The following is a 24671-nucleotide window of genomic DNA, read 5'->3' as shown; positions in this document are numbered from 1 at the left end:
TCACACCCGCCTCATACCCCCAGCGCTTGAATGCATTCATCCATCGAGCGTTGCTGCGTCTCGCCATACAGCCTCAATTCATCAATCGTCTGGCGCCCCAACGCCGTCTCGAACTCGGCCTGATTCGATGTGGCCGCATAGTGACTTTGCGCCGCATCGCCCAGGTTTGACTGGAAGATCCCCGCTGCACTCACCGGCAGAAAGTCTTCATACACCAACGGCTCCACATCCACGTGCCCGGCAGCAATCAACGCCTCCAGCGTTTGCGGTTGATCGGCCTGGCCGCGTGCCGCCAAGCCTCGCTCCGTGGCGAAGTAGCGAAAGTACGCGAGGCCCTGCTCACGCATCTGCGCGTGGTTATCGGGGAAGGCCTGGAAGTGTTGCTCCATCAACGCCACATAACGTGCCGCGTTACCCTCATTCGGGAATGCGCCCAGTTCGTCGCGCGCCGCGTTCAGCAGTTGGTCGTACAGGGCGCGGCCTTTGGGCGTCAGCGCCACACCGCGCTGTTCAATTTCGCCGAAACGCGCACTGTGGCTGCCTTGGGCGTCGGTGAAGGCGATGGGCTCGTCGAGGGCCTTGAAGCTGGTCTGGCGCAGCAGGATCGGACACTCGCGGCGTGGCGGACCTTCGATCACCGCTTTAGGGGTAATGCCTTTGCCCGGCATGGCGGCCTGCACCTGGTCGATGTCCAGGGTGCGCGGTGTCAGGTGGTTGATGTGCGGGCCTTTGAACGCCACCACGTCGGCGACCAGGCGGTGTTGGTCGCTCAACTGCTGGTACTGCGCGCCGGTGACGGTGGCGGTGTGGTGCCAGCGAAAGGTTTCCAGGGCCTGGTGGATAAATGCATCGGCATCAGACGCACTCAGGCCGCCGTCCCGTTCTGCTTGTTCGACCAACGCCAGCGCGCCGGGGGTGAAGATCGAGCGCCTGGCCAGGGCGTTTTCGGCGAAGGCGCGCAGTTCGAGGTTTTCGATCAGTTCCAGGCGTAACAGTGAGGTAAACACCCGGAACGGGCTGGCCTGCAATGAACGTTCATGCACCGCGCGAAAGGCGGTGGAGTGCACGGGCACGCCGGCCGGCGTCAGGTCGTAATAGCCCACCGGTTGCATGCCCATCACCGCAAACAGGCGGCTGATGGTTGCCAGCTCAAGGGCGGTGCCCAGGCGGATGGCGCCGTGACGTTCCATGTCCAGGCGCTCTATTTCGCCAGTGCGCCGCAACTGCCGGGCCAGGCTTGAATCACTGCCCAGCACCCGCGCATTGGTCTCGGCTACCAGCTCCATCAGCGCGCCATACAGTGGAACTTCATCTCGGTACATGTCGGACATGGCCCTGGAAAAGTCTTTGCGTATCTCGTCGGGGCTGACATAGGCGGCGCTTGGCATAGAAAAATTCCTGAACACTGTAAAGGAGGCTTGGCATTTCTCTGGATTTTGTTGGGCTGGCGCTAGGCTTGCAAACGAAGAATCCTCAGGACTTCATTCTGCAAATGACTGATATGACGCGAATATGACAAAAGCTGACGTTTGAAAAATTTCATTTTTCATGGGCTTTTCTAACAAATTCTTCACGAGGCGCGCCCCGGTCCTCATGAAACAATCGTCACGTTTGTAGGGATGAAAACGCCGTTTGCACACAACGCACATAAAAAAATGTTTAGGGGCTGCCACACATGAAAATTTCTACACTGGCGTTATCCATCACCGCTGCATTGCTCGCGCAACAAGCTTGCGCGGATGATTTCGGGCTCGGCGCTCTGGGCACTGGCACGGGGCACAGTGGCTTTCTTGAAGACAGCCACGCGGCGGTCAGTTCGCGGACGATGTACTACAGTGCGGACAACCGCTCGGGCACCAGCAACGATCTGCGCGAAGCTGCGACATTGCTGCGGTTCGACTACAAATCCGGCTACACCCAAGGCACCCTTGGCGTCGGTTTCGACGTGATGGCGTTCGGTGCCCTGCGCCTGGACGGTGGCGATGGCCACGCCGCAGGCCCAGGCCTGTCGGGTAACGGCAACAGCTTCTTCCCGACCAAAAACAACGGCACCGAGCCTGCCGACAGTTTCGGCCGCGCTGCGGGTAACGTGAAATTCCGCATTTCCCAGACCGAGTTGCACGTCGGCGGTGCTTTGGCCCCGGTGTTGCCTATCCTGGTCTCCAACGACAGCCGTGTTGCACCGCAGACCTTTGACGGCGGCATCCTCACGTCCAGTGACATTCCTAACGTGACCTTTACCGGTGGTGAGCTGAACAAGGCCGAAGGCCGTGCTTCCAGCAACTCCACAGGCTTGAGCGTCGCTGGCGGTACCCGCGACAGCGACAGCTTCAAGTTCGGCGGTGTGGACTACAAACCGTTCGGTTCGTCCGACAACGCCATCGCTAAAAACCTGACGTTGCAGTACTACTACGCCGACCTGCAGGACTTCTACAAACAGAACTACTTCGGCCTGGTTCACCTACTGCCGCTGGGCAACGACCAGTCGTTCAAAACTGACCTGCGTTACTTCGACAGCACCAGCGATGGCAAAAACGGTGAGGCCGGCTACCAGTTCAACAACAACGGTGGCTACGCCAAGCACGCTGGCGAAGTGGATAACAAAACCTACAGCGCCGCGTTCACCTACCAGTTGGGCGGCAGCAGCCTGATGCTCGGCCACATCGGTGTCAGCGATGACGGCGGCTTCGTCTGGGTCAACCAGGGCAGCATCGCCGATCCAAACGCACAAGGCGCGGGCGGCAGCGACTTCTACCTGTTTACCGATGCCGTGGTGGGCCAGTTCTCCCGCGCGGGCGAGCAGGTCAATTTTGGTCAGTACTCGTATGACTTCAAGGCGTTCGTACCTGGCCTGAAAGCGTCCGTGGCTTATCTGGACGGCACGGGCATCAAGTCCAAAGTCGCCGGCGGTCCTGACCAGAAAGAAAACGAAACCGACTTCCGCCTGGATTACGTCGTGCAGCAAGGCCCGCTCAAAGGCTTTGGTACCACCTTCCGTACCGGTACCTACAAGGGGCATAACACCGGTACTGCGGATCAGGACCAAACGCGTCTGATCTTCAACTATACCTACGCGATCTTCTAAGAACGCGCGTGCTTTTGCAGCGCTAAAAAAACGCAGGCCGCCTAATCAGCGGCCTCTTTTTTTGCGCGAGCGGATGAGACTTCATGTGCATCCGCGCATGGATGGGTTCTACACTGCCCCCACTGTGTCAGTGATGGAGGACCCGATGACGGCCACGCCTGCAACCCACATCCGCGCAACGATTGAAGGCCAGCGCCTGGCAACCCAAGAGCCCGAGCGTTGGCGCGACTGGGGCCCTTACTTGAGTGAACGCCAATGGGGCACGGTGCGCGAAGACTACAGCGCCGACGGTGACGCCTGGACCTACTTCCCCCATGAACATGCCCGCAGCCGCGCCTACCGCTGGGGCGAAGACGGCTTGGCCGGTTTCAGCGACAAGGCACAACGCTGGTGCCTGGGCCTGGCGCTTTGGAACGGGCGCGACACGATCATCAAGGAGCGTCTGTTCGGCTTGAATAACGCCGAGGGCAACCACGGTGAAGACGTCAAGGAACTGTACTTTTTCGTCGACGGCGTACCGAGCCATGCCTATATGCGCATGCTCTACAAATACCCGCATGCCGCCTTTCCTTATGCTGACCTGATCGCCGAGAACGCCCGCCGTGGGCTTGAAGATGCCGAGTATGAAATTCTCGACACCGGCGTGTTTGAAGACAACCGCTATTGCGATATCAGCGTCGAATACGCCAAGCATCATCCCGACGATATTTTCATGCGGGTCACCGTGCATAACCGTTCGGACCAGCCGACGCAGCTGCAGGTGCTGCCCCAGTTGTGGGCGCGCAATGACTGGAGCTGGACCTTTGACGCGCCCAAGCCGCAATTGCGGCTGGACGGCGAGCAGGTGCTGGCCCTTCATCATGAACTGCCCGATCGCCATTTCAGCGCCTGGGGGCAGGACGGGCTCGAGTGGGTGTTCTGCGAAAACGAGAGCAATATTCCCCGGTTGGATGGGCAGCCGGCGCCTGGGCCGTTCAAGGATGGCATCAATGATTACGTGGTGGACGGCGTTCAGTCGGCGATTCGCCGTGACGCGGGCACCAAAGTCGCGGCGCGTTTCACCCTTGAACTGGCGGGCCTGGAGAGCAAAACCCTGTACCTGCGGTTTGCGCCTACGGATGCACCCGAGGTCAACGCACGCAAGCTGTTTGAGCTTCGCCGTCAGGAGGCTGACGACTTTTATGCGGCCCTGCAACAGGGGATCACCGATGAAGATGCGCGCAACGTGCAGCGCCAGGCACTGGCCGGTTTGCTGTGGTCCAAACAGCTTTACTATTTTGACGTAAACCAGTGGCTCGACGGCGACCCGGCCCAACCGGCGCCACCGCCCGAGCGCTTGCATATCCGCAATACCCATTGGCGGCACCTGTCCAACTTCGACATTCTCACCATGCCCGACACCTGGGAATACCCGTGGTACGCCTCCTGGGACCAGGGCTTCCAGGCGGTAGCGATTGCGCTGATTGATCCGGAGTATGCCAAGCAACAGTTATTGCTGTTGGTGAAAGACCGCTTTATGCACCCCAATGGTCAACTGCCGGCGTATGAATGGCGTTTCGACGACGCCAACCCGCCAGTGCATGCCTGGGCCAGTTGGCGGGTGTATCAGCAGGACAAGGCGCTGACCGGGGTTGGCGACATGGATTTCCTTGAGCGCATTTTCCACAAGTTGCTGCTGAATTTTTCCTGGTGGGTCAACCGCAAGGACGCCGAGGGCCGCAACCTGTTCCAGGGCGGGTTCCTGGGCCTGGACAACATTGCCTTGTTCGACCGCTCCGCGGCATTGCCACCGGGCTACCAGCTGGATCAGGCCGACGGCACGGCGTGGGTGGCCGCCTATGCGCTGGACCTGATGCGCATTGGCCTGGAGCTGGCCAAACGCAATGTGGTCTACGTCGATATCGCCGTGAAGTTTTTCGAGCACTTCCTGTATATCGCCGGTGCGATCAACCGCGTCGACGACAGCGCCGAGGGCCTATGGGATGAGCAGGATCAGTTCTTCTATGACGTGCTGCACCGCCCCGACGGCCAGAACGAGCCGGTGCGCCTGCGTTCCATCGTCGGCCTGATGCCGTTGTTCGCGGTGCTGGTGCTGGAGCAGCGCGAACATGAAGGCCTTGAGGGGTTGCGTGAACGGTTGCTGGGGTTCATGAAGCACCGGCCGGATTTGGCGAAGCTGGTGTCGCGCTGGAACGAACCCGGGCAGGGCAATCGCCTGCTGCTGGCGTTGTTGCGCGGCGAGCGCACCAAGGATTTGCTGCGGCGCATGCTCGATGACACTGAGTTTTTGTCGGCCTTTGGCGTGCGTTCATTGTCCAAGGCCTTTGCCGAGCAGCCGCTGGCGCTGAAGATGAATGGCGACACGTTGTGCGCGCGCTATCAGCCTGGCGAATCCGACTCACGCTTGTATGGCGGCAACTCCAATTGGCGTGGGCCACTGTGGATGCCGGTGAATTACATGCTGATCGAATCGTTGCGCGAATTTCACCGCTACTACGCGGACAATTTCTCTGTGGAGTACCCGTCTGGGAGTGGTTATCTGGCGTCCCTGGAGGAAGTGGCTGACGGCCTCAGTCAACGCCTGACTCGGTTGTTTTTAAGGGATGAGGAGGGGCTGCGGCCGTCGATGGCGGGGTATGCGCAGCTGGAGGCGGACCCGGCCAGCCGTGACCTAGTGTTGTTCCATGAGTATTTCCATGGTGAAACCGGGCGTGGGTTGGGCGCGTCACACCAGACCGGGTGGAGTGCGTTGGTGGCGTTGCTGCTGCAGCCAAAGATCTAAGCGGCACCACTGATCTGTTGTTCAGTGGGAGCTGGCTTGCCTGCGATGAAGTCGACACTGTCTGCATCCATGGCGATTGCTGTCGCAGGCAAGCCAGCTTCCACATGGAAAGGACATAGCTTAGAAATGGCAGGTAAAAAAATCCCGCCGGCAAAGGCGGGATCGGTATTCAAGGCTGCCCTTGAATCAAGCCGGGAACAGTTCGCTCAGCTTCATGGCCAGCATCATGTCGCCTTCGGTGCGCAGTTTGCCGCCCATGAAAGCCTGCATGCCGTCGGTGGAACCGTCAACGATGCCTTTCATGGTTTCGCCGTCCATGACCAGTGTCACCTGGGCGTCCGGGTTTTCGCCTTCCAGCAGTTCGCAGGTGTTGTTCTTGACCACCAGCGAGAAGTTCTGGGTGTCGTCGATACGGAAACCGAATACCAGGTCCAGGCCGTCGGCAGCGGCTGGGTTGAATTTGGCTTTCATTGCTTCTACAGCTTTGGCTACGTCAGTCATGGTTTCGATCCTTTATGGGTGAGTCCAGTGACCTAGGGGTCACGGTTGGCCGCAATTCATCGGAAAGTGATGAGCTGCGGCGCCTTCAACAGTTGCAAGTGGGTATGACTGTTGAAGGAAGCCAGTGCCACCTCGCGACCACGGAATTTCAGCTGGTTAAGCGAGGTGTTAACAATTTGCCAGTTCAATTCGAAAGCCTGGGCAGCAGGCATTCGGGTAATCAGGTGGAGCAGGGCAGTGATGGTTCCGCCGGAGGTAAACACGGCGATCTTGTGCGCGTTATCGGCCGCTTCAAGAATGCGTTGCAGGCCACCTTGTACACGTTCGACAAACCCCAGCCAGCTCTCCAGCCCGGGCGGATCATAGGTGCCGGCCAGCCAGCGCTCGATGATCAGCGCGAAGATGCGTTGGAATTCGCTGCGGTTCTGCGCACCATTGCGCAGCACATCCACAGCGTGGGGTTCGCTGGCGAGCAAGTCAGGGAGCAGGGCGCGGATGATCGCTTCGCCGTCGAATTCGTTGAAGGCAGTGTCGATTTCCAGCGCTGGTATTGGCTGGCCGAGGGCGCTGTATTGTTCGAATGCGGCAGTGGCGGTGTGTTGCTGGCGACGCAGGTCACCCGAGACACAGCGGTCAAACGTAATGCCCAGGTCCGCCAGGTGGCGACCGAGCACTTGCGCTTGTTCCACGCCGACGGGCGACAGGACGTCATAGTCGTCTGCACCGAAGGAGGCCTGGCCATGTCGAATCAGATAAATGCTGCCCACGTCCGTTTTCCCGGTACGTTGAAAGTCTGGCGAGGTTATGAGGATGCCTGCGAGCTGTCAATGAAAAAACATACGCTTGTTTTAAAAGCGCGTTAGAGGGCCGCTGCTGGCGGTTTGAGCACTGGTCCGAAGGCAGTGCCATCGGTATGCTGAGACCATCCGCGCCTGGCGCACTGCAACTTGTAAGGAGTCACATGGATTTTCTGGCCGAATACGCGAGTTTTCTGGCGAAGACCGTCACCTTGGTGGTCGCTATTCTGGTGGTACTGATCAGCTTCGCGGCGTTGCGCAGCAAGGGCCGTCGCAAATCCGCCGGCCAATTGCAGGTCAGCAAGCTCAATGACTTCTATAAAGGCCTGCGTGAGCGCCTGGAATCGAGCCTGCTCGACAAGGACCAGCTCAAGGCCTTGCGCAAGTCCGAAAGCAAAACCGAAAAGAAGAAAGGCAAGAAGAAACCCGAGGCCAAGCCACGGGTGTTCGTGCTGGATTTTGACGGCGACATCAAGGCTTCGGCCACCGAGAGCCTGCGCCATGAAATCACCGCGCTGCTGAGCCTCGCCACGCCGAAGGACGAAGTGGTGCTGCGCCTCGAAAGCGGCGGCGGCATGGTGCACAGCTATGGCTTGGCCTCTTCGCAACTGGCGCGTATTCGTCAGGCGGGCGTGCCGTTGACCGTGTGCATCGACAAGGTCGCGGCCAGCGGCGGCTACATGATGGCGTGCATTGGCGAGAAGATCATCAGCGCGCCGTTCGCCATCCTCGGCTCCATTGGCGTGGTGGCGCAGTTGCCTAACGTGAACCGCCTGCTGAAAAAACACGACATCGATTTTGAAGTGCTGACCGCCGGTGAATACAAACGCACCCTCACCGTGTTTGGCGAAAACACCGAGAAGGGTCGCGAGAAATTCCAGGAAGACCTGGACATCACTCATCAATTGTTCAAGAACTTCGTGTCGCGCTATCGCCCACAGTTGGCAATCGACGAAGTGGCGACCGGTGAAGTGTGGCTGGGTGTTGCCGCCCTCGACAAACAACTGGTCGACGAGCTGCAAACCAGCGACGAATACCTGGCCACCAAGGCCAAGACCGCCGAGGTGTTCCACCTGCACTATGCCGAGCGTAAAAGCCTGCAAGAGCGGGTAGGCCTGGCGGCCAGCGGCTCGGTAGACCGTGTGCTGTTGACCTGGTGGAGCCGGTTGACCCAGCAGCGCTTCTGGTAAGTCCAGAAGGTAGCCGATCCCAATGTGGGAGCGGGCTTGCCCGCGATAGCGATGTCCCAGTCGATACATCTACCGACTGACCCGCCGCCATCGCGGGCAAGCCCCACATTTAGTTCTGAGTCAGTCTGGAAGACTGTTGTTGTACTGAGGGAATTGGTTTTCGCATCAACATCCCCACCACCAACGCCCCCAGCAGCCCCAACAATCCCGCCACCCACAACACCGTGCTGAACCCGCCCACAAATGCCTGCCGTGCCAGCGGCTGAGCTACTTCCCGTGCCTCCTGCGGCAGCAAGCCCATCGCCGCCGGCATATCCCCGGCCACTACCCGCGAGGCGATACCCGCCACCTGGTCCTGCCATTGCGTGTCGATACTCGCGCGAAGCAACTGCTCACTGTGGCTGCTCAGCAATGCCCCATACACACCAATGGCCAACAGGATCGCGCTGAAGCGCATGGTGGTGCTCATGCCCGACGCCATCCCCGCCCGGTCGCGTGGCACGCAGGCCATGATGTTTTTCTGCGTGTCGCCATTGAGCAGGCCGGCCCCGGCGCCCGTGACGGCAATCGCCAGCGCGAAGGCCAGGTAGCCGCCGACATTCACCGCCCAGGCGCTCAACACGTTGCCGCAGCCGACCAGGGTCAAACCCGCGGCCATCATAGTCGCTGGCGCAAAGCGCACCGCCAGGTGTGCACCGATGCGTGGGCAGATCAGCATGGTCAGGGCAAACGGCAACATGCCCAGGCCCGAAGCAATCGCCGAGAAGCCCAGGCCGTTCTGCAAGTAGAACGGCAGCAACGTCATCATCACCTGGGCGCAGCCGGCATAGGCAAACATCCCGAGCAGGGCGCCGATAAACCGTGGGTGGCGGAACAGTTGCAGGTCCACCATGGGCCGTTGTTGCGCGCGCTCGACCAGTACAAACACACCCAGCAACACAGCCCCGCCGATCAGGCGCGCAGAGGTCAACGGACTGTCCCAACCGATGCGGTTGGCCTCGATCAGCCCCCAGATCAGGCACAGCAGGCTGGCACTGAATGCCAGGCTGCCCCATGGATCCAGGCGTGCTGACTGAGTGTCGCGGGACTCTGGAATCGCACGCAGCACCAGCGCCATCAACCCCAGGCCCACGGGCAGGTTGAGGTAGAAAATCCAGCGCCAGCCCAGGTATTGGGTAATCAGGCCGCCCAACGTTGGCGCGGCGGTCATCGCCACGCCCATGCACGCGCCCCAGAACGCCCAGGCTTTGGCGCGTTCCACTTCATCGTGAAAGGTATGGCCGATGGAGGCCAGGGCCGACGTCAGCAGCAAAGCCGCGCCGACGCCTTTGACGGCGCGGGCAATGTCCAGAAACATGGCATTCGGCGCTGCGCCACACCCCATGGACGCCAGGATGAAAAGGCTCAAGCCCCAGACCAGGGTCTTCTTGCGCCCGAAACGGTCGGCGATGCTGCCGGCCGGTAACAGCAGTGCGGCGAACGCGAGCATATAGGCGCTGACCACCCACTCGATATCGGCGAAGTTGGCGCCCAGGTCGCGGGCAATGCTCGGCAGCGTCACGGCGACGATATTGGTGTCGAGCACGATCAGCGAACAAACGCCGGAGGCGGTCAGCAACGTCAAGCGCGGACTGACCTGGCTCATGGCTGAATTACCTTGGGGGCAATATGGAAAAGGCAGTTGACGTACATCGCAAGGGCTCTCTAGTGTTGAGGTCTTGTGAGCTTATCCCTGGCGCTTGCTTGAGTTGTTAGCTGGGCTGAAGCACTTCATTACCTTTGAGCTAATCCTGCGATGGAAATCCGCCACTTCCGCTATTTCCTGGCGGTCGCCCGCCAGCGCAATTTCACCCGCGCTGCCGAGCAATTGGGCATCGCGCCGCCCACCCTGAGTCGGCAGATACAGGACATGGAAACCGCCCTGGGCACGCGTTTGTTTATCCGTCAGCAGCGCGAAGTCAGCCTTACCGAGGCGGGCGCTGCGTTACTGATCGAGGCGGAAGCCACCGTGCGTCAGTTCGAGTTTGCCCAGCGCAACGCCCAGCGCGCCGGACGTGGGGATATCGGGCATGTCGAACTGGGCTACGTGGCCTCGGCGGTATACTCGGGGCTGTTGCAGCGGCAAATGCAAGCGTTCAGCCAGGCGTTTCCGGATGTGAGCGTGAATGTGCGCGAATGCGCGATGGCCACATTGCCGACGGCGGTGGCGGACGGGCGCTATGACATCGGCTACATCCGCTCGCCGATGACGCTGCCCGATGGGGTGGAGGCAGTGCGCCTCGACAGCGAAGGTTTTGTGCTGGCGCTGCCGCAGGATTCCTGGCTGCTGGGGCTCAAGGCCATCGGCTGTGAACACCTGCAAAACGAGACCTTTATCTTGCCGGAGCAAATCAGCGGGACGTTGCACGTGGCGGCGCAGGGCGGTTATGCGCCGCGCCTCGGGCCGCAACCGGGCGGCTTGGTGGCGGTGGTGGCGCTGGTGTCGTTAGGGCAGGGCGTCGCGGTGGTGCCGGCGTCGATGGTCGGGCATGTGAGCTTGCCGGGTGTGGTCTACCGCAGTATCCACGGCAGCGAGGCGGCGTCCTGGCTGTCGTTGATTCACCGGCGCTTTGAGCAAGCGCCGGCAGTGGCACGGTATATCCAGCAAATCAAACGCTCAGTCGGGGCTGCACCGAGTCAGCCAGGCGCGTGAGGATCAGGCAGCACGACACGGCGCCGGCATCCAGCACGCCGAGGGAGCGCTCGCCCAAACGGCTGGCCCGGCCGATTTTGGCGACCAGGTCTTTGGTTGAATCGCGGCCTTGTGACGCGGCGGCTTTCATCGCCTCCAGTGCATCGTTGAAACCAGCGCCTCCCGCATGCGCATGTTCGAAGGCTTCAACCGCCGGGATCAGCGTGTCCATCAAACACTTGTCACCCACGCCCGCTTCGGTGATGTCCTGCAGTGAGGTCAAACCGCCGCGCAGCAAGTGCGCAAAGGTCGCGGCGTCGATATTCTCGCTGCTGCGCACTTCGTCGGCCATGCCGATAAACAGGCTGCCATACAACGGCCCCATGGAGCCGCCGATGCCTTCCATCAGGCTCAGGGTCAGTTCATCCAGGGCCTGGGCCAGCGTCAGTTGGCGGCCTTCGATCATGCGGCCGCAATGGGCGAACCCCTTGGCCATGTTGATGCCGTGGTCGCCGTCGCCAATCGCGCCGTCGACTTCGCTGAGGTATTCACGGTTGGCCACGATCACGCTGACCAGGTCGGCGACGATGGCGCTGCCGTCGCGGGTGGAAAAATGCTGGCTCATGGTTCACTCCGCCTGGGTCATGCCGATGGAGCGGCACGGTTGGTCGATAAGGGTTTTCAGCTCGGCGTCGAGGCCGAGCAGGGTGAGGGTGACGCCCATCATCTCCAGGGAGGTGAAGTAGTTGCCCACGTAGCAACGGTGAATCTTCAAGCCCTTGGCCTTGAGCTGTCGCTCAACCTCGGCGTAAAAAATATACAGCTCCATCACCGGCGTGGCGCCCAGGCCCGAGACCAGCACCACCACACTGTCGTCCTTGCTGAAATCACGGTCAGCCAGGATCGGCGCGAGCATGCGCTCGGCCATGGCAGCGGCGGGTTCGATGGGGACGACTTCAATGCCCGGTTCGCCGTGATGGCCGATGCCCAGTTCCATCTGGCCGTCGGGGATCTGGAAGTTTGGTTTGCCCACCGCCGCAATGGTGCAGGGCGTGAGGCCGATGCCAATTGAACGGCAGTGATCGACCGTTTTCTGGGCGACGCGAATCACGCCATCGAGGTCGTAATGCTGGGCAGCCGCGGCACCGCCGATCTTCCACATGAAGATCTCCCCGGCCACGCCGCGCCGCTTGGCGATATCGGCCTGGGGGGCGGAGGCCACATCGTCGTTGGCGACCACGGTACGGATGCGCATGTCTTTGCTGGCGGCCATTTTCATTGCCAGCTTTACGTTCATGTTGTCGCCGGCATAGTTGCCGTACAGGCAGGCTACGCCGGCGCCATGGTCGGCGGCGCGGAAGGCATCGAAAAAGCTCTTGGCGGTGGGCGAGGAGAAAATCTCGCCGACGGCCACGGCGTCCACCAGGCCCGGGCCGACGTAGCCGAGAAAGGCCGGCTCATGGCCCGAACCGCCGCCGGTCACGATGCCAACCCGGCCTTGCCCCGATGGCCTGGCTTTGACGATGACCCGAGGGTTGCTCTCGTATTGGCGCAGTTCGGGGTGGGCGACCAGAATACCGTGCAGCATGTCCTCGACCACTTGGTCCGGATCGTTGATGACTCGATTCATAACGCGGGTTCCTGTTCTTGTTCTAAAGGGCAACAACAATTCAATGTGGGAGCGGGCTTGCTCGCGAAAGCGGTGGTTCAGTTGATGCATGTGTTGCCTGGCACTCCGCTTTCGCGAGCAAGCCCGCTCCCACAGTTTGATAGGTGGCGTTCTTAAGGTTCGAGTACAACTTTGAGCGACTTGTCCCCGCGCTCCATCACCGCAAACGCTTCCTTGAAATCCGCCAGTGCGAATTTATGGGTCACCACGTCGCGCATGTCGATCTTGCGGTTGCCGATAAAGTCGATGGCGCGCGGGTACATGTAGGGCCCCAGGTGCGAGCCCAATATGTCCAGTTCCTTGCGGTCGCCGATGATCGACCAATCTACCGTGGCTTCGTCATTAAATACGCTGAACTCGACGAAGCGCCCCAGCTTGCGCAACATCGCCAGGCCCTGGTTCACCGCCTTGTGGTGCCCGGTGGCTTCGATATAAATGTCGCAGCCATAACCGTCGGTGATCGCGCGGATTTTTGCCAGGACGTCGACGTCGGCCGGGTTCCACACTTCGTCGGCGCCCATGCGCAGGGCGAGGGCGGCGCGTTCGGGTTTCATGTCCAGCACGATCAGCTTTTTCGGGTTGCGCAGGCGCACGGCGCCAATGATGCCCAGGCCCAGGGTGCCGGCACCGGCCACCACCACCACGTCGTCATGGTCGACATTCGCGCGCTCGGCGGCATGCAGTGAGCAGGCCAGCGGTTCGATCAGGATCGCTTCGTCGGGGGCGATGGATTCCGGCACTTTGTGGATGATGCCTTCCTTGGTGAAGATCATGTACTGGGCCATGGCGCCCTGCACATTGTTCTGGAAGCCATACAGGTCATGCTTCTGGCACATCCAGTACTGGCCGTGGTTGCAGAAGCGGCAGCCCCAGCACGGCACGATCTGCTCGGAGATCACCCGGTCACCCACCGCCACGCCGCGTTTTTCGGCGCCTGGGCCGAGGGCAACCACGCGGCAGACGAATTCATGCCCGGGGATCATCGGCGGTTTCACGTAGCGCGGTTGCTCGGCGTCGCCCCAGAACGACGGTGCGCCGCGATAGGTCTTGATGTCGCCCATGCAGATGCCGCACAGCTCGACTTTGGTGAGAATCTCGTCAGGCCCGGGCGTGGGCACGTCGACGGTTTCCAGGCGATAGTCTTCCGGGCCATGGCAGACCACGGCCTGCATGGTTTTCGGGATGCTGGGGGCGAGCTGTTCAGGGGTGCGTTCGGTGACGGTGGACATGACAAAACCTCACGACAAAAGATGAATTACTGAATGCTGTAGCCGCCGTCGATCACCATGTTGGCGCCGGTGATCATCTGCGCGGCATCGCTGAGCAGGTACAACGCCAGCCCGGCGATTTCTTCCGGCTGGGCAAAACGGCCCGCCGGGATCTGCAATTTGGCCCGTTCACCCACTTCACCGGCCCAGGCTTTCTTGCCCAGGGCGGTCTCGACGATGGTCGGGGAGATGGCGTTGACGTTGATCTGTGGCGCCCACTCCATGGCCAATACCTTGGTCATGCCGACGATGGCCGCCTTGCTCGCGCAGTAGGCGACGTGGCGGTCCAGGCCGATCACGGCGGCCTGGGAGGCGAGGTTGACGATGCGTCCGCCGCCGTTGGCGAGCATGTGTCTGGCGCACGCCTGGGCCACGAAGAAGCTGGCTTTGAGATTGATATCCAGGGTGCTGTCCCAGGCGCTTTCGCTGACGTCGACGGCCTTGTCGAGCAGGACGATGCCGGCGCTGTTGATCAGGTAATCCAGGCGCTGGAAGTGTTCGAATACGTGGTCGATGGTGTGCTGCACCTGGTCGATCCGGCTGAGGTCGACCGCAATACCCAGATGCCCGGCGCCCAGGCTCGCGGCCACTTCCACCACGGCGGGGTCACGGTCCAGCAACGCCACGCGTGCGCCGCGCTCCACCAGCAGGCTGGCGCAGGCCAGGCCGATGCCGGCAGCGCCGCCGGTAATCACCGCGCAACGGCCGGTGAGGTCGAAGGCTTGGTTCCAGAATCCAGACATACGCTTACTCCATTTTTGAAAACGGTGGAGATCCAATGTGGGAGCGGGCTTGCTCGCGAAAGCGGTGGATCAGCTGACGGATGTGCTGACTGACACACCGCTTTCGCGAGCAAGCCCGCTCCCACAGTTGGAATGCATTCACAGGTCGAAACCGCTACTTACCGCCGCTGACCTGTTTGTACAGCGCATCGGCATTGGCATTGGTCACCGGCACCCACGGCAGGATGTAGTTCTTGGCGGTGCCGTCACCCCATTTCACGTCCTTGGCATAGCGTTCCCAAATCACCGACTGCGGCTTGTAGTCCTTGCCGGCCAATGCGCGCAATGCCACGTCCAGCGCGCCCTGAGACTGGGCCTGGGCGTCTTGCAGGAAGGTGGTGACTTCGTCTTTCTTCGCCGCCTGGATCGCATCCGGCATGCCGTCGATCGAGGTGACCGGCACGTCTTTGGACGACAAGCCATGGGACTTCAGGGCTTGCACGGCGCCGAGGGCCATGTCGTCGTTCTGGGCGATCACGCCGTTAATGCCTTTGGGGTGCGCGTTCAGCCAGTCTTCGGTGAGTGTCAGGGCCTGGGCGCGGTCCCAGTTGGCGGTTTTTTTCTCGATGATCTTTATGTCGGGGTGTTTGCCCAACACTTCCAGCTCGCCTTTTTCCCGGTCGATCTGCGCCGACTGGCCAATGGGGCCCTGGATGATCACGACGTTGCCACGGCCGTTGAGCTTGTCGACCATGGCCTGGGCTTGCAGGCGGCCGCCTTCCACGTCGTCATTACCCACATAAGGCACGGACGCATCGGCTACTTTCGTATTGGAGGCGATGACGACCACGTCGTTGCTCATGGCTTGTTTTACGGTGCCGACACCGCCCTTGGTGTCGATCGGCACGAACAGGATGGCGTCGTAGTGCTGGGTCACCATGTTTTCGATCTGGTTGTTTTGGGTCAGGGCGTCGTAGTTGCCGTCGAACACGGTCAACTGCACGGTGCCGTCCTTGACCGCCGGATGTTCCTTCAGCTCGCGGACCCAGTTCTGCATGAACTGGCCCTTGAGGCCGTACACGGCGGCGCCGATTTTGTAGGTCTTGCCATCGGCGGCCAAGGCAATACTGCTGGCGAGCAGGGAGAGAGCCGCAACGGCGGCCAACGTCATTCCAGGTTTCATGGTGAGAACTCCGCTTATTGTTGTAGGTCGTTCAGTTCATTTTTTGGAGGAAAAGCGACTAGCGTTTTTTCTTGCGCCACACGTCGATCAGTACTGCGAACACGATGATCAGGCCCTTGGCGACCTGCTGGTAATAGGACGACACGCCGAGCAGGTTCAGCCCGTTGTTGATCACGCCGATCAACAACGCACCAAATAGCGTGCCGACAATGCTGCCGGTGCCGCCCGACAAGCTGGTACCGCCGATGACCACCGCGGCAATCGCATCCAGCTCATAGGAAACCCCGGCCTGGGGCAGGGCGGAGGTGGTGCGGGCCGACAACACTACGCCGGCCAGCCCGGCGAGCAGGCCGGACACCACGTACACCGAAAACATCACCTTGCGCACGCCGATGCCGGAGGTGCGTGCGCTCTTTTCATTGCCGCCCACCGCGTACACATAGCGGCCGTAAGTGGTGTAGCGCAGCACCATCCAGAAGATCAGCGCGACCACGGCGAAGATGACGATGGGCACGCCAATCGGGCCGATCTTGCCAATGCCCAGCGCCAGGTAGGCGTCGGGCAGATCCGTGATGGGGCTGCCGTCGTTGAGAATGAAGGTCATGCCCCGTGCGACGCTGAGCATGCCGAGGGTGGCCACGAACGGCGGGATCGACAGGTTGGCGACCATAAAGCCGTTGACCACGCCGAGCATGGCCCCGGCAAACATCCCGGCACTGACCGCCGCCAGCAGGCCATAACCCTGGGTTGCGACCATCGCGCTGCACAGCCCGGCGAAGGCCAGGATCGAGCCCACCGACAGGTCGATGCCCTTGGTCAGAATCACGTAAGTCATGCCCACGGCGAGGATGCCGTTGATCGAGGTCTGGCGCAGGATGTCCATCCAGTTGCGCCAGGTCATGAAATATTCGCTGGAAAACGCCATCACCACGCACAGCAGGATAAACACCAGCGGCAGGCCGAAGCGGTCGAGGGATAAACGCAGTCGATTGCGCGGCGCGGCAGTCATGGGTGCAGCGATGGTTTTGGCATTCATGAGGCAAGACTCAACAAGGCTTCCTGGGAAAGGGCGGTGTCGGTGCTGATGGTCACCAGCCGGCCGCCCTTGAATACGGCGATACGATCACTCAGGTGCAGCAGCTCGGGGGCTTCGGACGACACCACAATGGCGGCGCCACCGGCGCGCACGAACTGGTCGAGCAGGTGGTAAATCTCCTGCTTGGCGCCTTCATCAATGCCCCGGGTCGGTTCATCGCACAGCAGGCACACCGGTTCGGTCGACAGGCATTTGGCAAGCACCACTTTCTGCTGGTTGCCACCGCTCATGGAGGCCACCGGCAGTTCCAGGGATGTGGTTTTGATCTGCAGGCGCTTGACCATGTCCTGGGCGAGTTGGGTTTCCTTGCGCGCATTGATCAGCGACCAGCTCGACAGGCGTTTGTAGGCCGACAGCGCAATGTTGGAAAGAATGCTGCCGGTGAGTACCAGGCCACTGTCTTTGCGGTCCTCGGTGACCAGCGACATGCCGGCGTTGATCGTGGCTTTGGGCAAGCCGATCGGCATGGGTTTGCCTTGCAGGGTCACGCTGCCGGAATCCGCGACGGTCAGGCCGTAGATGCAGTTGAGGAATTCGCTGCGCCCCGAACCCATCAGGCCATAAATGCCGAGGATTTCACCCTGGCGCAGTTGCAGGCTGATGTCGTGGAATTCGCCGTTGCGGCTCAGGTTGTCGACTTGCAGGCAGGTCGTGGGGGCGCATTCGCGGCCGACCTTGTGATCAATGCGCGTCAACTCCTGGCCGACGATGCCGCGCACCAGGTGGTTGCGGTCGATATCGGCCATGCGTCCGCTTTCCACAAAGGCGCCATCGCGAAAGATGCTGTAGTCATCGGCGATCTGCGCCAGTTCGCTCAGACGATGCGACACATAGACGATACCGGCGCCTCGGGCAGTGAGGCGGCGGATGGCTTTGAACAGGGTTTCTGCCTCGCGCTCGCCGATGGCCGAGGTGGGTTCGTCCATGATCATCACCTGGCAGTCATGGCTGAACGCCTTGGCGATTTCTACCAGCTGGATCTGCGCCACGCTCAAGCGGTGCATGGGGCGGGTGGCGTCGACGTCGAACTCCAGGCTTTCGAGCAGCTCGCGGGTGCGGCGATTGAGGGTCTTGCTGTCGACAATGCAGCCGGCATGGCGCGGTTCGCGGCCCAGCCAGATATTTTCGGCGACGGTCATGTAGGGGATGGGTTCCAGCTCCTGGGTGATCATCGCGATCCCTGCCGCCAGGGCTTCACTCGGGCGGTTGAACTGAACGGGGGTGCCGTTGAGCGCAATGGTCCCGGCGTCGCGTTGGGTGATGCCCATCAGGATGCTCAGGAACGTCGACTTGCCTGCGCCATTGCCGCCGCACAACGCATGGACGCTGCCGGCCCGCAGAGAGAGGCGCCCGTCACGCAGGGCAGGCACCCCGGCGTAAGCCTTGGCGACGTGTTCAGCCTGGAGCAGTAATGGCGTGGCCATCGGCGTGTCCTCGTGCTGTGAATTCTTATTAGGTCGCACAGTCATGTTTCGCTGTGATCATATGTGTATCAAATGAAATTCTGATCAGTCAATCTCTTTCACTTAAAACGTAGGAATCTCATCCTGAGTGGTAATGGTGCCCTGTTATAGGGCTTTGACTGTCGGGTCAGTTAAAACTCACTTGACAGAAAGGGCTTAATGCCCGCGAAATGACTGAGAGAAATTTCATCTACTGATCATTTGATCGGTCTTAAATGCCCTCTCGGCAGTGGAGCCAGACGCCATGAACACACCTTTCCAGGTGGCTATCGGATGCGATGAAGCGGGTTTTGAGCTCAAAGAGCTGTTGAAGCGCCATATCGAGGCGCTCGGCTATCCGGTGACCGACTTCGGTACTCACTCCACGGCGCCGGTGCTGTATCCGGACATCGCCCTGGCCGTGGCCACCGCCATCAATGCCGGGCAGCAACGCCTCGGTGTGCTGGTGTGCGGCACCGGGATCGGCATGGCGATCTCGGCCAACAAGGTGTTGGGCATTCGTGCGGCCCAGGCCCATGACACGTATTCGGCGGAGCGCGCGCGCAAGAGCAACGATGCGCAAATCCTGTCCATTGGCGCGCGGGTGATCGGCGCCGAACTGGCCAAAAGCATCGTCAAGTCGTTCCTGGAGTCGGAGTTCGAGGCTGCGCGTTCTGGGGCCAAGGTCGAGCGGATCAATGCGATCGAGCGCGATGGGCATCAGTAGTGGACGTAACGGGGCAAGAGTCGGGAGAATGCGCCTTTGACGCCGAAACGGAAGCCCGTCCCCATGAGTGACAGTACCCAGCGCATTGCCAGCGATATCGATCAGATGACCGAAGTGGCGATGCTCTATTACCTTGAGAACGTCACTCAGGAAGCCATTGCCAAACGCTTCGACCTGTCGCGGGCGAAAGTCAGCCGCTTGCTCAAACGTGCGCGCGATGAAGGGATTGTCGAGGTGCGCGTCTTGCAGCACCCGGCGATGAACAACGAGCTGGAGCGGGCGTTGGTGGAGCGCTTCAAGCTGGACCGCGCCTTGATCGCGGTCGACCACAGCGACCCCGACACCCAGCGCTCGGCTGTCGCCAGCCTGGTGGCGAACTACCTGAACAAGACGCTGAGCGACGGCATGATTGTCGCCGTGGGCATGGGGCGTAACGTCGGTGCCGTGGCGGATAACGTATTTTTGCCGGTGACGCGCAATTGCACGTTTGTCTGCGCCATCGGCGGTTCGCTCAAGGCCGGCGAATACATGAACCCCGATCATATTTGCCGTCGCCTGGCCCTGCGTTTTGGTGGCGAGAGCGAAAGCCTGTACGCCCCGGCGCTGGTGGCAAACCCCGAGTTACGGGGCGTGCTGATCAACAATGACACCGTGCGCTCGACCCTGGACCGTGCGCGGCGCGCGGACATTGCGCTGATTGGCATTGGCGACATGAGCGAGAACAGCAACATGGTGCGCATGGGCTGGTTCTCGCCGCAGGAGATCGCGCAGGCGCGGTTGTCGGGCACCGTGGGCGACATGATGGGGTATGACTTTATCGACATCCATGGCCAGCCGGCGGTCAACGCGATTCAAGGTCGGGTGATCGGGTTGACGGTGCAGGAGCTGTTTCGTATCCCGGATGTCGTGGCGATTGCCAGTGAGAACACCAAGGCAGCGGCGACGCTTGGCGCGTTGCGCTCGGGGGTGATCAATACGCTGGCGACCACGGTAACGAATGCCCACACCATCCTGGCGCTGGATGATGCGACGCGCAAAACCTGATATTGCGCAGGTCAAAATGTGGGAGCGGGCTTGCTCGCGAAGGCGGTGTGTCAGTCGACATATGGATTGACTGAACCTCCGCATTCGCGAGCAAGCCCGCTCCCACATTGGTTTTGTGTGTGATTTGGGACAGATTTTGTAATAATTTTGCGTTGTAGGAAGTTTGGGTTTCGCCTGTACGATTCAAGTCCTTTTCTCATTGCAGGACTTGCATGAACACCCTCTCGGAGCCTCCCAGTCGTCTTTCCCCAAGACATCCGCTGTCGCTGTTCCCGCTGAAGCACCCCGTATTCCAACTGCTAACCTTGTCCCGGTCCACTGACCGCGCTTTGCCGTGTCTGGCATTCTGAAACCTATAAAGAGACTCTATAAATGGAATGGTTAGCGGATCCAACGGCCTGGCTCGGCCTGTTGACCTTGATTGTGCTGGAACTGGTGCTGGGCATCGACAACCTGGTGTTTATCGCGATCCTGGCGGACAAGCTGCCGCCGGAGCAGCGCGATCGCGCGCGGTTGATCGGTTTGTCCCTGGCGTTGCTGATGCGTTTGGGCCTGCTGGCGAGTATTTCCTGGCTGGTGACGCTCACGCAGCCGCTGTTCGAGGTGTTCGACAAGAGCTTCTCCGGCCGTGACCTGATCATGTTGTTTGGTGGCGTGTTCCTGTTGTTCAAAGCCACCATGGAATTGCACGAGCGCCTTGAAGGCCATGTGGCGCAGCGCACGGGCAATGTGGCGTACGCGATGTTCTGGCCGATCGTGGCGCAGATCGTGGTGCTCGACGCGGTGTTCTCCCTCGACGCGGTGATTACCGCCGTGGGCATGGTCGATGAGCTGGCCGTGATGATGATCGCGGTGATCGTGTCCATCGGCCTGATGATCGTGGCGAGCAAGCCGCTGACCCGTTTCGTCAACGCGCACCCGACAGTCATCATGCTGTGTCTGGGCTTTTTGATGATGATCGGTTTCGCGCTGACCGCCGAAGGCCTGGGCTTCCATATTCCCAAGGGCTACCTGTATGCGGCGATTGGTTTCTCGATCCTGATCGAGCTGTTCAACCAGATTGCCCGCGCCCGCCGCAAGAAGTCGGCGCAAGGCGTGTTGCCGGTGCGTGAGCGTACCGCCCATGCGGTGATGCGCTTGCTCGGCGGCCGAAGCCTGGCGGTGGAAGAGGTGGGTGAAGACGTGGCCGACTTGCTGGGCGAGCGGGATGCGACCCAGGGTCCGCTGTTTGATCGACGCGAGCGCGTAATGATCAGCGGCGTGCTGCAACTGGCCGAGCGACCGATCCGTACCTTGATGACGCCACGGGCCAAGGTGGACTGTATCGATCTGGCGGACGATCCCGACACGATCCGCCGCAAACTGATGCATTCGTCCTACTCGCGCCTGCCGTTGATCCGCAACGGCGCGGTGGATGAGCCGCTGGGTTTCGTGCACAAAAAGGAATTGCTCAAGGAATACCTGGCCGGCAATGAGCCTAACCTGGAGCACCTGGCGCGTCGGGCGATCAACCTGCTGGAGAGCTTTTCGATCCTCAACGCCCTGGAGCAGATGCGCCAGGAGTCGACCCACATTGCCTTCGTGATCAACGAATTCGGCGACTTCATGGGCGTGTTGAGCATGACCGACATTCTCGAGTCCATCGCCGGTGAATTGCCGGACGCCAGCGAAATCGAGGGGCCGGATATTGTCGAGGAGGGCGAGGGGTTTCGCGCCAATGGCGCCTTGAACCTCAACCTGGTTCGTCAGCGTACCGGTTTCAATGCCGTTTCCACCGAGGATTATCAGACCCTAGCTGGCTTGGTGATGAGCCTGCTCGATCGCCTGCCGATGGTCGGTGACAGTCTCGAGCATGAAGGCTGGCGCCTGGCTGTGGCGGCGGTGGAAGAGCGACGGGTGACGCAGGTGCTGTTGGCGCCGGTGACGCGTAGTCTTTGAACACCTCCTCCAGGAGTGTTTCCTGTTCATGGGGGTCACCGATGCCCTTGAGGTTTTCGACCTCAAGGGCGTCTTTGTAGACCACCAGCGTGGGGGTGCCGCTAACCCCGTGAATCGGCGGGGTTTGGGTGGTGTCGAGGATCATGCTTTTTACACGCCCGGCGTATTGAGCGGCGATGCGATTGAAACGCAGGTCAGCCCCCAAGCACGCCGGGCAGTAGGGGGAAGTGAACAACACAATCACCAGCGGGTGTTCAGTCAGGATTCTTTGGTATTCGTCGAGGTCACGAATAACCGTTTTTGCAACACCCATGATGATCTCCTTGCGAGCCCGGCCAAATGGTTGCGGGTACGCTAAATCGCGAGATCACCACCGTCTACTGTCAACCTTCACAGGTACCGCTGTTCACGCATCGTCCGCGCGCTCCATGCGTTCCCGGGCCTTTCGCGCCTGATTCGCGCATTTCTTGTATTCCTCATTGTCCCTGGACGCCTTTGCCCGCCGGTAGTCATGGTGGTTCTGACCGGTGTAGTCGGCATTGAAGGCTTCCTTGAGTTTCTGCAGTTGTTCCTTGCATTCGTGGCGGTCGTTAGCGGCCGAGGCGCTGCCGGCTGCCAGGAATGAAAGCAAAACCAAAGTGAGGCTGAGCTTCATCAGAAAGGTCGTCCTTGTTGGCTTGAATGTGCCAAGGCTAGTCCAGCGTGGGGATTTTTGCATGGTGCCCCGCGCCGCAAGGGTGCGGGGTAACACCGTTGTGGTGCACCCGGTTGGGGCCTTTCACGGCGGTGTGGGGCCTTGGGTAGCAATCTGATTTCCCATGATGGCATCACGCTGTACACCCCATGAGAAATTATCCTTCTGATTTATAACGAATTTATCCTTGGCATATTTTTCTGTTACTGCGTGTGGCACACTTTCTGCTGTCTATTCCGTTGTTACATACTAAGTTCCGGTATAGCGGAATACACAACTCCTGGAGTGCTTGTCATGCATCACCGACCTTCCGTGTTTAAAGCGTGTGTTTTTCTCTTCGCCGCATCGGCTTCCCTCGCAAGCATCGTGCACGCGGCGGACAGCAAGCTCGATGATGTGCTCAAGCGTGGGCATCTCATCGTGGGTACAGGCAGTACCAATGCGCCGTGGCACTTCCAGGGAGCGGATGGCAAGTTGCAAGGTTTTGATATCGACATCGGCCGCATTGTGGCCAAGGGATTGTTCAACGATCCAAGCAAGGTCGAATTTGTGGTGCAGTCGTCCGACGCACGCATTCCCAACCTGCTGACCGACAAGGTCGACATGAGTTGCCAGTTCATCACCGTCACCGCCAGCCGTGCGCAGCAGGTTGCCTTTACCTTGCCGTACTACCGCGAAGGCGTGGGCCTGCTACTGCCGAACAACAGCAAATACAAAGAAATCGAAGACCTGCAAGCCGCAGGCGACAGCGTCACCGTGGCCGTGCTGCAAAACGTCTATGCCGAAGAGCTGGTGCACCAGGCACTGCCCAAGGCCAAGGTCGATCAGTACGACAGCGTCGACCTGATGTACCAGGCCGTGAACTCCGGTCGCGCCGATGCTGCCGCCACCGACCAATCCTCGGTCAAATACCTGATGGTGCAGAACCCGGGCCGCTACCGCAGCCCGACCTACGCCTGGAGCCCGCAAACCTACGCGTGCGCCGTCAAGCGTGGCGACCAGGACTGGCTGAACTTCGTCAACACAGCGTTGCATGAAGCCATGACCGGCGTGGAATTCCCGACCTACAAAGCCTCGTTCAAGCAGTGGTTCGGTGTGGACCTGCCAGAGCCTGCGATTGGTTTCCCTGTTGAATTCAAGTGATGTGTAAACCGGGGGCGCAGCGTGTTGCGCCCCGCTTCAGGTACTGCCGACCATGAACTATCAGTTGAACTTTGCCGCCGTGTGGCGTGATTTCCCCAGCTTGCTGGCGGGGCTCGGCCTGGGTCTTGAGCTGGCGTTGCTGTCGATCGCGATTGGCTGTGTGATCGGCTTGATGATGGCCTTTGCCATGCTGTCCAGGCACCGGGCGTTGCGAGTCTTCGCGTCGGTGTATGTGACGGTGATCCGCAATACGCCGATCCTCGTGCTGATCCTGTTGATCTACTTTGCCCTGCCGTCGCTGGGGATTCGTCTCGACAAAATCCCTTCCTTCATCATCACCCTGTCACTGTATGCCGGTGCCTACCTGACCGAAGTGTTCCGTGCCGGGCTGTTGAATATTCCCAAGGGCTTGCGTGAAGCCGGCTTGGCCATCGGCCTGGGCGAGTGGCGCATTCGTGCCTACATCACCGTGCCGGTGATGCTGCGCAACGTGTTGCCGGCGCTGTCGAACAACTTTATTTCGCTGTTCAAGGACACCTCGTTGGCCGCCGCTATCGCGGTGCCGGAGCTGACCTATTACGCCCGCAAAATCAACGTCGAAAGCTACCGGGTGATTGAAACCTGGATGGTTACGACCGCGCTCTACGTGGCCGCCTGTTATTTCATCGCCATGCTGCTCCGTTACCTGGAACAGCGTCTGGCGATCCGTCGTTAAGGAG

22 protein-coding genes and 1 pseudogene are annotated in these 24671 nt (G+C 60.5%); 9 read left to right on the top strand and 14 right to left on the bottom strand.

From position 1 onward, the window contains the following. Positions 1-11: 11 nt before the first annotated feature. Positions 12-1388 carry a 2-oxoadipate dioxygenase/decarboxylase HglS gene (gene hglS, locus ACLBW8_RS27660; RefSeq protein WP_447806817.1) on the bottom strand — a complete coding sequence of 459 codons (1377 nt, stop codon included), beginning with the start codon at positions 1386-1388 and terminating at the stop codon, positions 12-14. Positions 1389-1675: 287 nt separating this feature from the next. Between hglS and ACLBW8_RS27655 the strand changes: the two genes are divergently transcribed. Both ACLBW8_RS27655 and ACLBW8_RS27650 read left to right on the top strand, forming a co-directional pair. Then, positions 1676-3085 carry an OprD family outer membrane porin gene (locus tag ACLBW8_RS27655; protein ID WP_064451948.1) on the top strand — a complete coding sequence of 470 codons (1410 nt, stop codon included), beginning with the start codon at positions 1676-1678 and terminating at the stop codon, positions 3083-3085. Positions 3086-3230: 145 nt separating this feature from the next. Further along, positions 3231-5867 (top strand): MGH1-like glycoside hydrolase domain-containing protein, encoded by a 2637-nt coding sequence (locus tag ACLBW8_RS27650; protein WP_447806816.1) that lies wholly within the window; start codon positions 3231-3233, stop codon positions 5865-5867. Here ACLBW8_RS27650 and ACLBW8_RS27645 read toward each other — a convergent pair. Genes ACLBW8_RS27645 through ACLBW8_RS27635 form a run of 3 tightly spaced genes read right to left on the bottom strand, consistent with a single transcriptional unit; the run spans position 5864 to position 7135 of the window. Then, entirely contained in the window at positions 5864-6040 is a 177-nt protein-coding gene (locus tag ACLBW8_RS27645; RefSeq protein WP_447806815.1) for a hypothetical protein, read from the bottom strand. The genes ACLBW8_RS27650 and ACLBW8_RS27645 overlap by 4 nt on opposite strands. Positions 6041-6053: 13 nt before the next feature. Beyond that, positions 6054-6368, bottom strand: coding sequence for an SCP2 sterol-binding domain-containing protein (locus ACLBW8_RS27640; RefSeq protein ID WP_003215671.1), 315 nt, complete (start codon positions 6366-6368; stop codon positions 6054-6056). A 56-nt stretch (positions 6369-6424) separates the two neighbouring features. After that, complete coding sequence (locus tag ACLBW8_RS27635) at positions 6425-7135, bottom strand: histidine phosphatase family protein (protein ID WP_064451951.1); 711 nt, start codon at positions 7133-7135, stop codon at positions 6425-6427. 194 nt (positions 7136-7329) lie between these two features. Between ACLBW8_RS27635 and sohB the strand changes: the two genes are divergently transcribed. After that, positions 7330-8355 carry a protease SohB gene (gene sohB, locus ACLBW8_RS27630; protein ID WP_064451952.1) on the top strand — a complete coding sequence of 342 codons (1026 nt, stop codon included), beginning with the start codon at positions 7330-7332 and terminating at the stop codon, positions 8353-8355. A 109-nt stretch (positions 8356-8464) separates the two neighbouring features. Here sohB and ACLBW8_RS27625 read toward each other — a convergent pair whose 3' ends face one another. Further along, positions 8465-10000, bottom strand: coding sequence for an MFS transporter (locus ACLBW8_RS27625; RefSeq protein WP_447806814.1), 1536 nt, complete (start codon positions 9998-10000; stop codon positions 8465-8467). Positions 10001-10150: 150 nt separating this feature from the next. On the opposite strand from ACLBW8_RS27625, the gene ACLBW8_RS27620 reads away from it, so the two are divergent. Beyond that, a complete protein-coding gene (locus ACLBW8_RS27620; RefSeq protein ID WP_447806813.1) occupies positions 10151-11047 on the top strand; it encodes a LysR family transcriptional regulator in 897 nt (298 codons plus the stop codon). On the opposite strand, the gene dhaL is transcribed toward ACLBW8_RS27620, so the two are convergent. From dhaL to ACLBW8_RS27585, 7 genes are all read right to left on the bottom strand, one after another. Beyond that, positions 11004-11651 (bottom strand): dihydroxyacetone kinase subunit DhaL, encoded by a 648-nt coding sequence (gene dhaL, locus ACLBW8_RS27615; RefSeq protein WP_447806812.1) that lies wholly within the window; start codon positions 11649-11651, stop codon positions 11004-11006. The genes ACLBW8_RS27620 and dhaL overlap by 44 nt on opposite strands. Positions 11652-11654: 3 nt before the next feature. Then, positions 11655-12656: a dihydroxyacetone kinase subunit DhaK gene (locus ACLBW8_RS27610; RefSeq protein WP_064451956.1), complete on the bottom strand. Its 1002-nt coding sequence runs from the start codon at positions 12654-12656 to the stop codon at positions 11655-11657. 152 nt (positions 12657-12808) lie between these two features. Next, positions 12809-13924, bottom strand: coding sequence for an MDR/zinc-dependent alcohol dehydrogenase-like family protein (locus tag ACLBW8_RS27605; RefSeq protein ID WP_064451957.1), 1116 nt, complete (start codon positions 13922-13924; stop codon positions 12809-12811). A gap of 26 nt (positions 13925-13950) precedes the next feature. Next, positions 13951-14706 carry an SDR family oxidoreductase gene (locus ACLBW8_RS27600; protein ID WP_128591012.1) on the bottom strand — a complete coding sequence of 252 codons (756 nt, stop codon included), beginning with the start codon at positions 14704-14706 and terminating at the stop codon, positions 13951-13953. Between the two features lie 154 nt (positions 14707-14860). Next, positions 14861-15868, bottom strand: coding sequence for a substrate-binding domain-containing protein (locus tag ACLBW8_RS27595; protein WP_447806811.1), 1008 nt, complete (start codon positions 15866-15868; stop codon positions 14861-14863). 58 nt (positions 15869-15926) lie between these two features. Next, positions 15927-16904 carry an ABC transporter permease gene (locus tag ACLBW8_RS27590; RefSeq protein WP_064451960.1) on the bottom strand — a complete coding sequence of 326 codons (978 nt, stop codon included), beginning with the start codon at positions 16902-16904 and terminating at the stop codon, positions 15927-15929. Continuing rightward, positions 16901-18388, bottom strand: a complete 1488-nt coding sequence (locus tag ACLBW8_RS27585) for a sugar ABC transporter ATP-binding protein (RefSeq protein WP_259762664.1) — start codon at positions 18386-18388, stop codon at positions 16901-16903. The genes ACLBW8_RS27590 and ACLBW8_RS27585 overlap by 4 nt, the downstream gene beginning before the upstream one ends. Before the next feature lie 283 nt (positions 18389-18671). On the opposite strand from ACLBW8_RS27585, the gene rpiB reads away from it, so the two are divergent. From rpiB to ACLBW8_RS27570, 3 genes are all read left to right on the top strand, one after another. Further along, positions 18672-19133, top strand: coding sequence for a ribose 5-phosphate isomerase B (gene rpiB / locus ACLBW8_RS27580; RefSeq protein WP_447806810.1), 462 nt, complete (start codon positions 18672-18674; stop codon positions 19131-19133). 63 nt (positions 19134-19196) lie between these two features. Then, a complete protein-coding gene (locus ACLBW8_RS27575; protein ID WP_053255665.1) occupies positions 19197-20177 on the top strand; it encodes a sugar-binding transcriptional regulator in 981 nt (326 codons plus the stop codon). Positions 20178-20549: 372 nt separating this feature from the next. Further along, the gene (locus ACLBW8_RS27570; protein WP_064451962.1) at positions 20550-22115 is read left to right on the top strand and encodes a TerC family protein; all 1566 of its coding nucleotides are present in this window, start codon (positions 20550-20552) and stop codon (positions 22113-22115) included. Between the two features lie 100 nt (positions 22116-22215). On the opposite strand, the pseudogene ACLBW8_RS27565 reads toward ACLBW8_RS27570, so the two are convergent. Together ACLBW8_RS27565 and ACLBW8_RS27560 are read right to left on the bottom strand one after the other, a co-directional pair. Next, a pseudogene (locus tag ACLBW8_RS27565) lies at positions 22216-22428 on the bottom strand (thioredoxin domain-containing protein); the annotation flags it as partial. A 93-nt stretch (positions 22429-22521) separates the two neighbouring features. Then, on the bottom strand, positions 22522-22770 hold the full coding sequence (locus tag ACLBW8_RS27560) for a hypothetical protein (protein WP_064451964.1): 249 nt from the start codon (positions 22768-22770) through the stop codon (positions 22522-22524). Between the two features lie 333 nt (positions 22771-23103). Between ACLBW8_RS27560 and ACLBW8_RS27555 the strand changes: the two genes are divergently transcribed. Then, a complete protein-coding gene (locus ACLBW8_RS27555; protein ID WP_064451965.1) occupies positions 23104-23952 on the top strand; it encodes a transporter substrate-binding domain-containing protein in 849 nt (282 codons plus the stop codon). A gap of 52 nt (positions 23953-24004) precedes the next feature. Further along, positions 24005-24667 carry an amino acid ABC transporter permease gene (locus ACLBW8_RS27550; protein WP_064451966.1) on the top strand — a complete coding sequence of 221 codons (663 nt, stop codon included), beginning with the start codon at positions 24005-24007 and terminating at the stop codon, positions 24665-24667. The last annotated feature ends 4 nt before the right edge of the window (positions 24668-24671 follow it).

This window comes from Pseudomonas sp. M5A4_2d (assembly GCF_053345295.1).
The sequence above is the reverse complement of the archived record's forward strand: the minus strand, read 5'-3'. Positions and strand labels throughout refer to the sequence as shown.

Excerpts from the sequence above, each read along its gene's own strand:
- hglS (WP_447806817.1), bottom strand. The coding sequence starts at position 1,388 with ATGCCAAGCGCCGCCTATGTCAGCCCCGACGAGATACGCAAAGACTTT.
- ACLBW8_RS27655 (WP_064451948.1), top strand. The coding sequence starts at position 1,676 with ATGAAAATTTCTACACTGGCGTTATCCATCACCGCTGCATTGCTCGCG.
- ACLBW8_RS27650 (WP_447806816.1), top strand. The coding sequence starts at position 3,231 with ATGACGGCCACGCCTGCAACCCACATCCGCGCAACGATTGAAGGCCAG.
- ACLBW8_RS27640 (WP_003215671.1), bottom strand. The coding sequence starts at position 6,368 with ATGACTGACGTAGCCAAAGCTGTAGAAGCAATGAAAGCCAAATTCAAC.
- sohB (WP_064451952.1), top strand. The coding sequence starts at position 7,330 with ATGGATTTTCTGGCCGAATACGCGAGTTTTCTGGCGAAGACCGTCACC.
- ACLBW8_RS27625 (WP_447806814.1), bottom strand. The coding sequence starts at position 10,000 with ATGAGCCAGGTCAGTCCGCGCTTGACGTTGCTGACCGCCTCCGGCGTT.
- ACLBW8_RS27620 (WP_447806813.1), top strand. The coding sequence starts at position 10,151 with ATGGAAATCCGCCACTTCCGCTATTTCCTGGCGGTCGCCCGCCAGCGC.
- dhaL (WP_447806812.1), bottom strand. The coding sequence starts at position 11,651 with ATGAGCCAGCATTTTTCCACCCGCGACGGCAGCGCCATCGTCGCCGAC.
- ACLBW8_RS27610 (WP_064451956.1), bottom strand. The coding sequence starts at position 12,656 with ATGAATCGAGTCATCAACGATCCGGACCAAGTGGTCGAGGACATGCTG.
- ACLBW8_RS27605 (WP_064451957.1), bottom strand. The coding sequence starts at position 13,924 with ATGTCCACCGTCACCGAACGCACCCCTGAACAGCTCGCCCCCAGCATC.
- ACLBW8_RS27600 (WP_128591012.1), bottom strand. The coding sequence starts at position 14,706 with ATGTCTGGATTCTGGAACCAAGCCTTCGACCTCACCGGCCGTTGCGCG.
- ACLBW8_RS27595 (WP_447806811.1), bottom strand. The coding sequence starts at position 15,868 with ATGAAACCTGGAATGACGTTGGCCGCCGTTGCGGCTCTCTCCCTGCTC.
- ACLBW8_RS27590 (WP_064451960.1), bottom strand. The coding sequence starts at position 16,904 with ATGAATGCCAAAACCATCGCTGCACCCATGACTGCCGCGCCGCGCAAT.
- ACLBW8_RS27585 (WP_259762664.1), bottom strand. The coding sequence starts at position 18,388 with ATGGCCACGCCATTACTGCTCCAGGCTGAACACGTCGCCAAGGCTTAC.
- rpiB (WP_447806810.1), top strand. The coding sequence starts at position 18,672 with ATGAACACACCTTTCCAGGTGGCTATCGGATGCGATGAAGCGGGTTTT.
- ACLBW8_RS27575 (WP_053255665.1), top strand. The coding sequence starts at position 19,197 with ATGAGTGACAGTACCCAGCGCATTGCCAGCGATATCGATCAGATGACC.
- ACLBW8_RS27570 (WP_064451962.1), top strand. The coding sequence starts at position 20,550 with ATGGAATGGTTAGCGGATCCAACGGCCTGGCTCGGCCTGTTGACCTTG.
- ACLBW8_RS27560 (WP_064451964.1), bottom strand. The coding sequence starts at position 22,770 with ATGAAGCTCAGCCTCACTTTGGTTTTGCTTTCATTCCTGGCAGCCGGC.
- ACLBW8_RS27555 (WP_064451965.1), top strand. The coding sequence starts at position 23,104 with ATGCATCACCGACCTTCCGTGTTTAAAGCGTGTGTTTTTCTCTTCGCC.
- ACLBW8_RS27550 (WP_064451966.1), top strand. The coding sequence starts at position 24,005 with ATGAACTATCAGTTGAACTTTGCCGCCGTGTGGCGTGATTTCCCCAGC.